The sequence below is a fragment of the Arthrobacter sp. NPDC089319 genome, from assembly GCF_040684925.1.
In the GTDB taxonomy this organism is placed as follows: Bacteria; Actinomycetota; Actinomycetes; order Actinomycetales; family Micrococcaceae; genus Crystallibacter.
The window spans coordinates 1-13,292 of the sequence record NZ_JBFBGZ010000017.1 but is presented as its reverse complement, the minus strand read 5'-3'; the positions used below and the strand labels follow the sequence as shown (position 1 = coordinate 13,292).

Sequence of the window (13,292 nt, the reverse complement as noted above, 5' to 3'; positions counted from 1 at the left end):
CCACCCGCGCCGCCAGGAAGTTAACCATGGCAGTTCCTCCCAGCCCGGACCGGGGCCCTCACCAGCCGTCCGGTCCCTCGACAGCCCGGGAGTCCGCGCGCGCGGACCAGAACCGGGCCCACCCCCCGGACGGCGCGGCCGCTGCGCAGCCCCGGACCACGGTGGTGTTCTTGGGGCTGATGCTCACCGTGCTGCTGGCGGCGCTGGACCAGACCATCGTGGCGACGGCGCTGCCCACCATCGTCGGGGACCTGAACGGGCTGGAGCACATCTCCTGGGTGATCACCTCCTACATTCTGGCCGCCACCATCGGGCTGCCGATCTACGGCAAGCTCGGCGACCTGTTCGGACGCAAGAGCATCTTCATCTTTGCGATCGCGGTGTTCCTGGGCGGCTCGATGCTCTCCGGCATGGCGCAGAGCATGCCGCAGCTGATCGCCTTCCGCGCCATCCAGGGGGTGGGCGGCGGCGGGTTGATGATCGGCGCGCAGGCGATCATCGGCGATCTGGTCTCGCCGCGCGAGCGCGGCAAGTACATGGGCCTGATCGGGGCGGCCTTCGGCCTCGCCTCGGTCAGCGGACCGCTGCTGGGCGGCTTCATTACCGACCACTGGAGCTGGCGCTGGGTCTTCTACATCAACCTCCCGCTGGGTGCCGCCGCGCTGACTGTCATCACCACCACCCTGCACCTGCATAAGCCGGGCGGGCCCAGGCCCAAGCTGGACTATCTGGGCACCTTCCTGCTGGCGGTCGCCAGTGCGGCGGTCATCCTGTTCACCAGCTGGGGCGGGACCACCTACCCCTGGGACAGTCCGGTGATCATCGGGCTGGGCGCGGTCACGGTGCTCGCCTCGGTGTTGTTCGTGCTGGTCGAACGCCGGGCGGTGGAACCGGTGCTGCCGCTGCGGCTGTTCCGCGACCGGGACTTCACGCTGCCCACCTTGATGGGCGTGTGCGTGGGCATCGCGATGTTCTCCACGATCGCCTATTTGCCCACCTTCCTGCAGATGGTCAACGGGGCCAGCGCCACCGAGTCGGGCCTGATGATGATCCCGATGACGGCGGGGATGGTGGGAGCCACCACCACCACAGGCCAGCTGGTGAGCCGCACCGGCCGCTACAAGATCTTCCCGATCATCGGCACCATCCTGATCGCGGCCGGGCTGGTGATGCTCTCGCAGATCTCTGACACCACCCCGTACTCCTTCACCGCCGCCGGCATGTTGGTGCTGGGGCTGGGGCTGGGGTCCATCATGCAAAACCTGGTGCTGATCGTGCAGAACAGCGTTCGGCGCCGGGATCTGGGCACGGCCACCTCGGCCACCAATTACTTCCGGCAGATCGGCGCCACCTTCGGCATCTCGCTGTTCGGCGCCATTTTCATCAGCCGCCTCACCGAGCAATTCTCGACGGCGCCGCCCGGCCTGGTGACGACGATCGGTTCCGGCGGCGGCCAAAGCTTCAGCTCGCTCGGTCCCGCCGTGCTCAAATCACTGCCGGCCCCGGCCCAGGGATTCATCGCGCATGCCTTCGGCCAGGCGCTGCCGCCGATCTATCTTTACGCCGTGCCGATCGTGCTCGCGGCACTGGTGCTTGCCTGCTTCGTCAAGGAGATCCCGCTCTCGGAGGAAGTGGGCACACTGGCCAGCCGGGACCGGCCGGAGTGAGCCGGCGGCAGGCCGGCAGCACGGTGCCTCCCCGGGCGGCTGTTAACGTCAAAGCATGACTACGCGAACGATCGGAACGCTGGACGTCGGCAGCATCGGGCTGGGCTGTATGAACCTCAGCCACGCCTACGGGGTGCCGCCGGCCCGCGAGGAGGCGGCGAAACTACTGCTGCATGCGCTGGATTCGGGGGTGCGGCACTTCGACACCGCCGCACTGTACGGGGCCACCGCCAACGAGGAGCTGATCGGCGAGGTGCTGGGCCCGCGGCGGGACGAGTTCTTCCTGGCCAGCAAGTGCGGCATGACCAGCGTGGCCGGCCGGCGGGTCATCGACGGGCGCCCGGAGACGCTCAGGGCAACTTGCGACGCGGCGCTGCAACGGCTGCGCACGGACCACATCGACCTCTACTACCTGCACCGCTGGGACAAGACCATCCCCATCGAGGAGTCGGTCGGCGCGCTGGCCGAGCTGGTCGCCGCCGGCAAGATCGGGGCGATCGGCCTGTCCGAGGTCTCCGCTGCAACCCTGCGGAAGGCGCATGCGGTGCATTCGATTGCGGCCCTGCAGACCGAATACTCACTCTGGACGCGCAACCCGGAGCTGGGAACGCTGGCAGCCTGTGCGGAACTCGGCACGGCCTTCGTCGCCTTCAGCCCGCTCGCCCGCGGATTCCTGACCGGCACGCTGGGTGACCCGTCGGCGCTGCCGGAGCAGGACATCCGCCACGGCATGCCCCGCTTCTGGCCGGAAAACTACCCGCAGAACCTGGCCCTGCTCGACGGCTTCCGCGCCATCGCGGACGACGCCGGCTGCTCACCTGCCCAGCTGGCCCTCGCCTGGGTGCTGTCCCGCGGCGAGCACGTGATCGCGCTGCCGGGCACCAGGAGCATCGTCCACCTGGACGAGGACCTAGGTGCCACGGGCGTTGCCCTGGCGGCAGACGTGCTGCGCCAGCTGGAGGAGCTGATCAACCACGGCACCGTCCACGGCCCGCGCTACAACGCAGTTACCCAGGCGGACGTGGACACCGAAGAGTTCCCCGGCGGTTAGCAGGCCTCCCAGAGAATCAGCCGACCCGGGAAGTCAGCCGGTGTGCTGGCGGAGAAAATGAACGCTGCGTTCCAGCGCCCGCCACGCCGCCTCCAAATCCAGGTTGAACTGGAATTGGTGCCCCAGCCCGGCAGCCGTCTCCGGGAAGAACTCCTCGACCTTGGTGCCGTTCTTCTTCAGCGCCTTGACCAGCGCCAGCGAGTGCGGCAGCAGCGGATCGGTGTTGCCCGCGGAGATGAACGCCGGCGGGAAGTTGCCGCCCACGTAGCGGGCAACGGAGGCCAACGCGATGTACGGCCGCTCCAGGTAATCCTTGGCCCCGGTGTAGGACCAGAGCACAGTGCGCAGATAGTTTTGGTTCCCGGCCTGGTCCGCCCCGGTCAGCGACAGATCGTAGGCGCCGCAGTGCAACAGCACCGCGCGCAGCCGGTCCGGAGCCGTCGGCGAGGCGATGCCCAGCTTGTGGGCATACTCCGGGTCGGAGACCACCAGTGCCAGTTGCGCCGCGATCTGTGCCCCGGCCGAGTCCCCCGCGAGCACCACCCGCTCGGTATCGATGTGCAGCCGCTCCGCATTGTGCTCAAGGTAGCGCAGGGCCGCGGCACTCTGGCGCACGGGTGCCGGATAGCGGCGCTTGTGCGCCAGCGAATAGTCCACACCCACGGTAGTGAAGCCATAGGAGGCCAGGATCCGAAGGTAATTGGCGACGTCGTTCTTGGTGCCGGAGATCCACGCCCCGCCGTGGATCCAGACGATCGTTGGCAGGCGCAGCGACTCGCGCGCTGCCTCGTCCGGGAAGAACACGTCCAAGTAGGTGTGGCCATGGTTGCTCAGGTACTGCTGGTCCAGAATTTCGCTCACACCGTCCGGAACATGGCGGGCCATGGCGCGGGAGGTGCGGCGGCCGTCCCGCTCGGCCAGCACTCGAAGCAAAACCGCCAGCGGCCGAGGGCTGAAGCGCAGCCAGAAGACCACGCCGCCGGCGAGGGCCGCCGGGACCGCGGCAATCACCGCAAGGGCAATCAGCGCACGGCGGAAACGAACCTTCATGGCTGCCTCCTGATTGGCCGTAGTGAACCAATCGTGAGGCAGCAGTGCGCTTGGGGCAAGCCCCGATTTTTGTCTCCCCGGAACGGCTGGGACACAACCCGTCAGCCGAGGGCAACCGCCAGGCTGAGCACGCCCAGCACCAGGGCCACCGGCGTCATGGTCCACCGCTCGGGCTTGCTGCGCGAGATGGCGTTCATCAGGACGCCCACAAACAGGTAGACAGTCAGGACCCACATCAACACCACGGACACGGTGTGCGGCAGCGCGTCCAGAAGCTGCGCCCGGTCGAGGATGATGAGCCCAAAGAAGGCATACAGGACCACCGAGACGGCGCTGCCAATCCGGAACTTGGCCGGCAGGACGCGGTGGCTGCCTCCCCATGCGAACCGGCCTAACGGCAGGCCTGCGGCAAGCAGGATCTGGAAGACGGCCAGCAGGGCCAGTACGCAGCAGGCGACAACGGCCGCAACAGTGATCACGTGGGCAGTGTAGCCGTGCGCGAGCGCGGAGCCCGGCGACGCGGCGACGGCTGCAGCGTGTCGCGGTCAGCGGGAGGCGACGTTGCCGGTCAGCGGGAGGCGACGTTGCCGGTCAGCGGGAGGCGACGTTGCAGTCAGCGGGAGGAGATCTTACTGATCAGCGGGAGGTGACCTTGCCGGTCAGCGAGGCGATCGGCCGCAGGAAGATCGGCCGGGCCAGGAACCACGCCGCAACCGTCACCGCGAGCGAGGCGGCGAAGATCCAGAAGCCGGCCCAGCCGCCGTCGTCCGATGCCGCATACATGTGGTTGAGGTTGCGCAGGGCGCCGGTGGCCAGCACCAGCGTCACGTGCACCACAATGAACACCACAAAGTAAATCATCACCGGGAAGTGGATGGCCCGGGCGGCCTCGATCGGGTAGTACTTGTTCACCGCCGCCTTCTTGGGCCAGGCGGCCGAGGTCCGCAGCCCGGAAATGATGGCCAGCGGCGCCGCGATAAAGACGGTGGCGAAGTAGGTCAACAGCTGCAGCGCGTTGTAGTTCACCCAACCGTTTTCCAGCGGCCAGTCCAGCGAGGCGTACTGCAGGGCCGCGGAGAGGGCGTTCGGGAAAATGTCCCAGCTGGTGGGCACAATCCTCATCCAGTGTCCGGTGGCGAAGATCAGCACCATGAACACGATCCCGTTGAGCACCCACAACGCATCCAGCGTCAGGTGGAACCAGAGATTCAGCGTGATCTTGGTCGGCTTGTTCTTGGTCTTGACCAGGCCCTGGTTGTTGCGCGTCCAGTAGGCCGGCGAGCGCGTGCCGGTGCGCACCTGCAGCCCGGTGCGGATGATCAGCACCAGGAAGAAGAAATTGAGGAAGTGCTGCCAGCCCAGCCAGGCCGGCAGCCCCACCGGGGCCGACTCAGGAAGTTCGGAGGTGCCCGGGTAGGCGGCCAGGAAGTCCTGCACGCCGGGCATGGTCCGCAGCCACTTGGCCAGCAACACCAACAGCAACAGCACGACGACGGCGCCGGCCACTGCCGCGGTGATCTTCAGCCACGTCTTGCGCGTGCTTCCGGACGGTTTCGTCGAAGTGGACATTGCCGGCTTTTCCTCGTTCCTCACGTCCCGTGCGTTCCGGGGTTCGTGATTCAAGGTACCCCGGCCGCGCGGGATCGTGCCACAAGCCCCACCGGTGGCCGGTTGTGGCTTGCCCCATGCGCTCCCGTCCGTGCGCCACGGTGCGCGGGGCGGCCGGGCTGCCTGCCTCCGACGCGGGGCTACGCTGTGCGCTGCGGCATCCACTCCAGGCAGTACTGCAGGTTGGCGATCACCGTCTGCGCCGCAGCATCGGCATCGCCCGCCGCAATGGCGTCCGCGAGGTCCTCATGGCCGGCGCGCAGGCACCCATCAAAGCCGTCGCGCAAACGCTGGGCCATCTTGGCCCCGTGGAACACGTCGCCGAAACTGGAATACAGCTCATGCAGCAGCGGGTTCCCGGAGGCCGCAGCCACCGCCTGGTGGAAGTCCCAGTCGGCTGCGATCCAGCCCTCCAGATCCTGCTCCGCCCAGGCCTGCCGGCGCCGGGCCAGCATCTCGCGCAGCGCCGACACCGCGCCGTCGCCTGCCGCAGGAGCTTCCTGCATGGCCTGCGCGGCCAGCCGAGCGGCCTGGGTGTCCAGGGCAAAGCGCACCTGCAGCACGTCCTCGTCGGCGTAATCGCGGTAGAAACGGCGGGCGGTGCCGCTGATCTCGCTGGTGGCGCGCACGTAGGTTCCGTCGCCGCGGCGGACCTCCAGCATGCCGGCGTGGGCCAGGGCCTTGACCGCCTCGCGCAGCGTGCCGCGCGAGACCCCCAGACTGGCCACCAATTCCGGCTCCGGCGGGATCCGTCCGCCCAGCGGCCAGCGCCCGCTCACGACGGACTCGCGCAGCCGCGCGGTGACTTCCTCCGCCAGCGGCGGCCGGTGCAAGGGGCCATGCCCCGGGGCCGCGGTCATTTCCGGCCCTCCCGCACCAGGGAGCTGACGCCGTGGGCCAGCAGCAATTGGAGCACCGCTCCGGCCACCAGCAGCACCAGCGGAACGGTCCAGTCGCCCAGCGCGTCGTGCAGCAGGCCCAGTCCGAATGGGCCCAGCGCGGCGAACAGATAGCCCACCGATTGGGCCAGCGTCGAGAGGGCTGTGGTCTCGGCGGCGTCCGAACCGGCGCGGCTGATCACCAGCATGAGCAGCGGGAAGACACCGAAGCCCAGACCGATCAGCACGGCGGGGACCACGGCCAGATCCGCGGGCAGCACCAGCAGGGCGAGATAGCCGGCCAGCGAGGCTGCGCAGGTAAGCATGAAGGCCGGCCGCAGCAGGCCCGGCCGGGCCGCCATCGCCAGCAGCAGGACGACGGCGGGAATGGAGACCACCTGGACCAGCGCCAAGGTCTGCCCGGCCGCCGCCGGAGTCATCCCGCGGGAGATCAGGATGTATGGGAACCAGCCCATCACGGTGTAGACCAGCAGGGCCTGGATGGTGAACAGCCCGGTCAGCAGCAGGCCCTTCCGCGTGCGCAGCAGCGGCCACGGCGACAGGTGGGCGCGGGCCCCGGGAGCCAGTGGGCGCCGGCCCACAAACGTCATGGGCAGGAAGACCGCCAGCCCGACGACAGCCAGCAGCGCCCAGACGGCCAGGCCGAGCAGCGGCGACTCCAACTGCATGGCCAGCGGCACGCTGACGGCCGCGGCCACGGTTGCCCCTACGGACATGGAGATGGTGTAGGCGCCGGTCATCGTGGACGGGCGGTGCGCGAAGTACTTGCGGATGAACGTCGGCATCGCCACGTTGCAGACCGCCAAACCGGACATGGATACCACCGTGCCTGCCAGCAGGAAGCCAACGGACTCGATGCCGCGCAACCCTAGGCCGGCGGCCAACAGCGCCAGCGCCAGCGCAATGGCCCGTTCCAGCCCCATCCGGCTGCTTAGCCAGGCGGTCGCGGCCCCGGCCAGCGCGAAGCACAGCACCGGGACGGTGGGCAGCAGGGAAGCGACCAGCGGCCCGTAGCCCAACAACTGCTGCAGGTCGTGGAACAGGGCCGCCGCGCTGGCAATACCGGCCCGCAGGTTCAGCCCAATGAGCACAACGGCGGCCACCGCCGCCGCGATCAGCCAGCGGCGGTGGGCAGTAGGAACCGGCTGCGCGGTTGGATTCTGGGACTGGGCCGGCTTTTGCGCCGGCTCCGGCAGATGCAGCTCCGGCTCCAGGGCATCAGCAAACTCCACCGCCGGGACGTCGTGGTGGTCGTCCTTCACGTTCGGTGGAAGCTCTGCCTTGGTCCGGTCCAATGTCATCCCTAAACATTAGACGTTTGATGTTTCTCGCGAAAGTCGACGAATCGACGGGACTCTCGCCGACGACGGTGGCGGGACGATCGCAGGGGCAGCAGAAGCCGACGCCGTGGTCCACCCAAACGAAATCGGCACTTGGGGAAGGTTGGAACCTGCCCCAAGCACCGACGTCGTTGGTGAAAAAGATGTTTTCGGTTAGTTGGCGAAGACGTCCTGCAGCTGCCCCTGCGGGCTCCACAGTGCCACCGAGTCGCCGCCGTTGTTCAGCACGGATGCGGTGCCGCGGTTGTAGTAGGCGTCCGCGCTGTTGGTGCCGGGACCGGTGTAGACGCGCAGTTCGGAGCCCGGGGCAAGGACGTAGCCGTCGCCGATTTCCAGCACGTTGTTGGCGGCGTCGCGGATGATGTAGCCGCTGACGTCCAGGTTGTGCCCGGTGGTGTTGCGCAGCACCACGTGCTCGCCGGTCTCCGGCTGCACATCGTTGCCGGCCGGATCGTTCACCGCACCGGCGATCTCCACGGTGCCGGCCGGGAAGGGCTTCCGCCCGTCCAGGTAGCGGGCGGTCTGAATCGGAAAGTCGCCGGTGACGGCGTCCACGCCCAGGTCGATGGAATGCTGGACGGCTTCGGGCGAGTTGGCGGTGTACACGCCGATGACCAGACCGGCGGCCTTGGTGTCGGCCACGTTCTGCGCCGTCAGGGTGCGGTAGTTGGTACCGACCGAATCGGCGAAGCCGGCCCAGGATTCCAGGACGGCCGGACCTGGCACTGTGCTGGAGAGCTGCTGCAGCACAATCTCCGGGGCGATCTGGGCGAACGTGCGGTTGGAGGCCTCGTCGAAGCTGAGGACCTGGATCTTGTCCGCTGCCACGAGCTTCTTCCACGTGGCGTCGGTGCGCAGCTCATCGGCGACGAGCTGCTCGATGCCGGGCGAGTTCTTCGGCGACTTGATCTCGATATACACCCCGGTCTTCACCGTGGCGACCTTGGCCGCGTCGTCCAGATGCGGGATGCGTTCGCCGGCAAACTTGGCTCCGAAGTAGGATCCGGCGTCGAGTTGCTGCAGTTCGTCCCAAGTGAAGGACGTGATCGGGTCGCCTGCACGGTCCGGGAAGACCTCCTCCACGTTGGTGGTGCGGGCGGGAGTGTCGTCGTGGAAAAGGAATGGCACGCCATCGGCACTGAGCTGGACGTCGATTTCAAAGAAGTCGGCACCGGAGGCACGGCCGTCCTTGAACGCGGCTACCGTGTTCTCCGGCGCCGTGCCGGCGGCCCCGCGGTGGCCGATCAGCAGCGGCGCTTCGTTCTGCCCGACCTTGTTCTGCACGTTGTTCTGAGCCTTGTTCAGTGCGCTGTTCTGAGCCTCGTTCAGCGCGCTGTTCTGTGCGCTGTTCTGAGCGCTGGCCGGGATGGCGGTCAGGGTTGCGCCGACGGCAACGGCCGCGACGGAGCAAGTCAATGTTCTGATCAAGCGAGATGCCATGGGAATGACGCCCTTCGTAGGTGGTGGTCGTTCGGTCCCCCTCCGTCGAGCTTCACAGCGGTTGCGGGCCTGCCGGCCAACTGGCCGCGAACACGCAATGAAAGGAAAAACCACTTCCGAGGGCGAGGGGAGGGACGCCTGCTGCTCGGGGCCGGCATCGTGACGGCGCTAGACTCGGAAGGGCATGAACACTTCAGCCACTACTCCGAGTTCGGTGCGCGTCGACGCATGGTTGTGGGCCATCCGCGCCTACAAGACCCGCTCCGCGGCCACCGCAGCCTGCCGCGCCGGACACGTGCGGTTGAACGGCAATCCGGTCAAGGCGTCGCAGTCCGTGGTGCCGGGCGACACCCTGCGGGTGCGGCAGCCCGGCTACGAGCGGATTCTGGAGGTGCGCCGGCTAATCGCCAAGCGGGTGGGCGCCGAGGCAGCCTCGCATTGCTTCACCGACCACACGCCGCCGCGTCCGGTGGCCCCGGCTCTGGGCATCCCGCAGCGCGACCGCGGCACCGGCCGACCCACCAAGAAGGACCGGCGGGACATGGAGAAGCTGCTCGGCGAACGCTAGCAGGGCCCCCACCCAGCCACGCTCATGCCGTGAGCGTAACCCACTTCACAGAACCGGCCGGACGGTACAAGATGGGAGTCGGAGACGGCCACGCAGCCGTCCCTTGATTCGTCATTATCTGAAGGAGACCAGGGCTGTGACCACCACTTCCCCCGCCGCTTCGTCCACCCAGCCGGGCTACCGGGTCCAAAACCCGTCCACCGGTGAGGTGGTAGCGGAGTTCCCCACCGCCACCGATACCGAGATCCAGGATGCCATCGCCAAGTCCCAGGCCGCCTACACCTCCTGGCGCGAGGTGCCGATCGCGGACCGCGCCAAGGTAGTGGCCCGCCTGGCAGAACTGTTCACCGAACGCGCCGACGAGCTCGCGGCCATCATCACCGAGGAGATGGGCAAGCCGCTCTCCGAGTCCAAGGGTGAGGCCGAGTTCTGCACGGACATCTTCAGCTACTTCGCAACGGAGGGCCCCGCGCTAGCCGCGGAGCAGGAGATCAAGGCCATCGGCGGCGGCCGCGCCATGATCCAGCGACTGCCGGTCGGACCGCTGCTGGGCATCATGCCGTGGAACTACCCGTACTACCAAGTGGCTCGCTTCGCCGCGCCGAACCTGGTGCTGGGCAACACCATCGTCCTCAAGCACGCCGAAACCTGCCCGCGCTCGGCACTGGCCATCCAGCAGATCATGGACGACGCCGGCGTCCCCGAAGGCGTGTACATCAATGTCTTCGCCAGCCACGAACAGATCGCCGACATCATCGCGGACCCGCGAATCCAGGGCGTTTCGCTGACCGGCTCCGAGCGGGCCGGCGCGATCATCGGCGAACTGGCCGGCAAAAACCTGAAGAAGGCCGTCCTGGAACTGGGCGGCTCCGATCCCTACGTGGTGCTTGACACCGACGATGTGAAGGCCACGGCGGCCGCAGCGTGGGCCACCCGCATCGAGAACACCGGCCAGGCCTGCAACTCCAACAAGCGCATGATCGTCATGGAGGACATCTATGATGACTTCGTGGCCGAGCTGACCAACCTGGCCAAGGACCTCAAGCCCGGCAACCCGGCCGAGGAACTCGAGGGTACCTACGCCCCGCTGTCCTCCCGGGCCGCCGCCGAAGGCCTGCACGAGCAGCTCAAGGACGCGGTAAACAAGGGCGCCACCCTGCATGCCGGCGGGACCCTGCACGACGGGCCCGCCGCCTACCTGGCTCCGGCCGTACTCACCGGGGTCACCCCTGAGATGCGCGCCTACCGCGAAGAGCTCTTCGGGCCGGTGGCCGTGGTCTACAAGGTCTCCAGCGACGAAGAAGCCCTGAAGCTGGCCAACGACACCGACTACGGCCTCGGCGGTGCGGTCTACTCCACGGACGAGGAACGCGCCCGCAAGATCGCCCAGCGCCTGGAGGTCGGCATGGCCAACGTCAACGGCGTCGGCGAGGCCGCGGACCTGCCCTTCGGCGGAGTGAAGCGCTCCGGGTTCGGCCGCGAACTCGGCCCGCTGGGCATGGACGAATTCGTCAACAAGCGCCTCTTCTACATCGGCGACTAGCCACATTCCCATACCAAGAGTGCCGGCTGTCCCTCCATTAGAAGGACAGCCGGCACTCTTCTCTCATTCAAGGGGCAATACAAAAAGGTGTCCGCCTCATCCTTTGTGCCTCTTTTCTCCCGACGTTCAGCGAAGTCTAGGAAACATTCCCCCGTGGCTGATCTGCCCAGGGTGGAGGAGAATTGCCCGGGCTTCTATTCTTCATCGAACGCGTGTTCCAACACCCAGGATGGGAAGGAACTGATCTTTGCGTCGATGACTATCGGAGTGGTCCGCTCACCGTTGAGCCAGTCCTGCACTCCTGTCAGGTCCGAGACGGAACGTACAGTTATGCCCGTGCAGCCGAAGCCACGGGCGATCGCCGCAATGTCAGTGTCGGGAAATATCACTGTCTCCATCGGTGCATCCTCATGGACAAAGTGATGGACTTCCGCTCCATAAGCATTGTCGTTGTAAACCACAACCACCATCGGAAGCTTTAACCGCGCTGCAGTGTCGAGTTCGACCAAGCTCATCATGAAGCCGCCATCGCCGACCCCAGCAACTACCATCCGTTCCGGGGTGGCCAGCGCCGAACCAATCGCAGATGGCAACGCCAGCCCTATAGACTGAAATGCGAGAGGGACGCAGTAGCCACGTTCATCTGGGATCTGGAAAAACATTGCCGGGTATCCATTGAAGTTTCCACCATCGGGGACAACCACGCGCTCCTTTGGCAGTAGGTCGTCCAGGGCAATTGTCAACGTGCGCGGGTCGATGGTATCAATCGATGCGATCTCATCGTAGGGGACATCCCGCCAAAGCCGGCCAGCTTTGATCCGGGTCCCTGTCTCCTCGGTTCGGTAACCAGGCTGTTCGAAGCTGCGACGTCCTAGCTCCGCGTCGACCGCCGCTGCGACTAACGCCGAGTCTCCGGTCACGCCTAGATCTACGGGCCGATGGAACCCTATAGCTTCTTGTGTATCGTCGATTTGGACCACCGTCGCGTCATTTAGCAGTGTGCCACTACGAGACGTCCAGCGATTCAAACTTGCACCGAAGGCAATAATGACATCGGCGCCTTGAATAAGCTCCGCCGTCACTGGTGAGGAGAAGCCGCCCATCACGTCCAGATTCCATGGATCATCGTTGAACAGGCCACGGCCTACGGCAGTAGTCGCTAGCAACGCTCCAACGCGGGCCCCCAGTGCGCGGATTTCCGCTTTGGCGCCAAATGCCCCGCGACCGCCTACGAGCAGTGGCCGCTTCGCATTTTCCAAGAGGTCGGCCAGCCGGGAGACTGATTCGGGGGATGGGCCAGCTGGCAGTGGGACGGCGAACTGCGAAACCTTGTCAGGCGACCAGTCAATCTGTTCTTCTTGCACATCCAAGGGCAGGTTCAGAACTACAGTCCGACGCTCGTCTCGGGCCAATCTGAAGGCCCGCACTGTGTCTGCCACAGCGGTGCTAGCGGAGTGAATGCGCTCTACCTTTGCTCCAAGGGCCGCAACTGCGGCGGCTTGGTCTATCCAGAAGTTGGACGTCTTTTGCGTGGGAGGTGTGTCCCCGGCCAGCACCAGCATTGATGTCCGACTCTTTGCTGCCTCGCCGATGCCGGTCATCGCATTTGTCAGCCCACAACCTTGGTGCACACTCAAGACCGAGACCTCTCCGCTGGAACGGGCATAGGCATCCGCCATACACGCTGCACCGCCCTCGTGCCGCGCCGCAGTGAAGGGGACACCTCCGGCTATAAGGGCATTGGTCACGTGGAAGTTGCCACTGCCCGTGACGCCAAATGTATGGCCGATCCCGAGTTGGGCGAGGGTACGGCCGATGGCTTCTGCTACTCTCATTATTTCTCCTTCAGCATCTGGGATGCTCGCGTGGAGCCTAAGTTGCGCATTCTAAGTGGTCCGCTGGTTGCAGGCACGAAGACAACTGGCAGCGTTTTCTATGTGTGAACATTCAGGTGACTGACCAGAAACCAAGCCGTCCAGGAGGGTCTGGTCCTCAACACAAAAGGTCAGCGTCTAAAGGGTGGCGGCGGCGGGGCGGTGGCCCTGCTTGGCCAGCTGGATCTGCTCATACACGTGGTGGCGCAGCTCGGTGAACCGCGGCAGGGCGCGGGTGTTGAGCTGGTCGCG

At 66.3% G+C, this 13,292-nt stretch carries 11 protein-coding genes and 1 pseudogene; 4 read left to right on the top strand and 8 right to left on the bottom strand.

The annotated features are described in order from the left end of the window. Window positions 1-26: 26 nt before the first annotated feature. Together AB0N75_RS17710 and AB0N75_RS17705 are read left to right on the top strand one after the other, a co-directional pair. Window positions 27-1,667 (top strand): DHA2 family efflux MFS transporter permease subunit, encoded by a 1,641-nt coding sequence (locus AB0N75_RS17710; protein WP_364652260.1) that lies wholly within the window; start codon window positions 27-29, stop codon window positions 1,665-1,667. A gap of 55 nt (window positions 1,668-1,722) precedes the next feature. Next, the gene (locus AB0N75_RS17705) at window positions 1,723-2,718 is read left to right on the top strand and encodes an aldo/keto reductase (protein WP_364652259.1); all 996 of its coding nucleotides are present in this window, start codon (window positions 1,723-1,725) and stop codon (window positions 2,716-2,718) included. A 33-nt stretch (window positions 2,719-2,751) separates the two neighbouring features. On the opposite strand, the gene AB0N75_RS17700 is transcribed toward AB0N75_RS17705, so the two are convergent. From AB0N75_RS17700 to AB0N75_RS17675, 6 genes are all read right to left on the bottom strand, one after another. After that, on the bottom strand, window positions 2,752-3,768 hold the full coding sequence (locus AB0N75_RS17700; RefSeq protein WP_364652258.1) for an alpha/beta hydrolase: 1,017 nt from the start codon (window positions 3,766-3,768) through the stop codon (window positions 2,752-2,754). Between the two features lie 101 nt (window positions 3,769-3,869). Continuing rightward, on the bottom strand, window positions 3,870-4,247 hold the full coding sequence (locus tag AB0N75_RS17695; protein WP_364652257.1) for a hypothetical protein: 378 nt from the start codon (window positions 4,245-4,247) through the stop codon (window positions 3,870-3,872). A gap of 157 nt (window positions 4,248-4,404) precedes the next feature. Next, window positions 4,405-5,337 carry a hypothetical protein gene (locus tag AB0N75_RS17690; protein WP_364652256.1) on the bottom strand — a complete coding sequence of 311 codons (933 nt, stop codon included), beginning with the start codon at window positions 5,335-5,337 and terminating at the stop codon, window positions 4,405-4,407. Between the two features lie 179 nt (window positions 5,338-5,516). Then, complete coding sequence (locus AB0N75_RS17685) at window positions 5,517-6,236, bottom strand: FCD domain-containing protein (protein ID WP_364652255.1); 720 nt, start codon at window positions 6,234-6,236, stop codon at window positions 5,517-5,519. Further along, a complete protein-coding gene (locus AB0N75_RS17680; RefSeq protein ID WP_364652254.1) occupies window positions 6,233-7,576 on the bottom strand; it encodes an MFS transporter in 1,344 nt (447 codons plus the stop codon). Before AB0N75_RS17680 ends, AB0N75_RS17685 begins: the two co-directional genes overlap by 4 nt. Before the next feature lie 192 nt (window positions 7,577-7,768). Then, entirely contained in the window at window positions 7,769-9,043 is a 1,275-nt protein-coding gene (locus AB0N75_RS17675; protein WP_364652253.1) for a glycerophosphodiester phosphodiesterase family protein, read from the bottom strand. Window positions 9,044-9,239: 196 nt separating this feature from the next. Here AB0N75_RS17675 and AB0N75_RS17670 point away from each other — a divergent pair, with 196 nt between their 5' ends. After that, window positions 9,240-9,623, top strand: coding sequence for an RNA-binding S4 domain-containing protein (locus tag AB0N75_RS17670; protein ID WP_241914417.1), 384 nt, complete (start codon window positions 9,240-9,242; stop codon window positions 9,621-9,623). A 136-nt stretch (window positions 9,624-9,759) separates the two neighbouring features. Further along, window positions 9,760-11,166 (top strand): NAD-dependent succinate-semialdehyde dehydrogenase, encoded by a 1,407-nt coding sequence (locus AB0N75_RS17665; RefSeq protein WP_364652252.1) that lies wholly within the window; start codon window positions 9,760-9,762, stop codon window positions 11,164-11,166. Window positions 11,167-11,360: 194 nt separating this feature from the next. On the opposite strand, the gene AB0N75_RS17660 is transcribed toward AB0N75_RS17665, so the two are convergent. Next, window positions 11,361-13,001 (bottom strand): thiamine pyrophosphate-binding protein, encoded by a 1,641-nt coding sequence (locus AB0N75_RS17660; protein ID WP_364652251.1) that lies wholly within the window; start codon window positions 12,999-13,001, stop codon window positions 11,361-11,363. A gap of 177 nt (window positions 13,002-13,178) precedes the next feature. Beyond that, window positions 13,179-13,292: pseudogene (locus tag AB0N75_RS17655) on the bottom strand (ABC transporter ATP-binding protein); the annotation flags it as partial.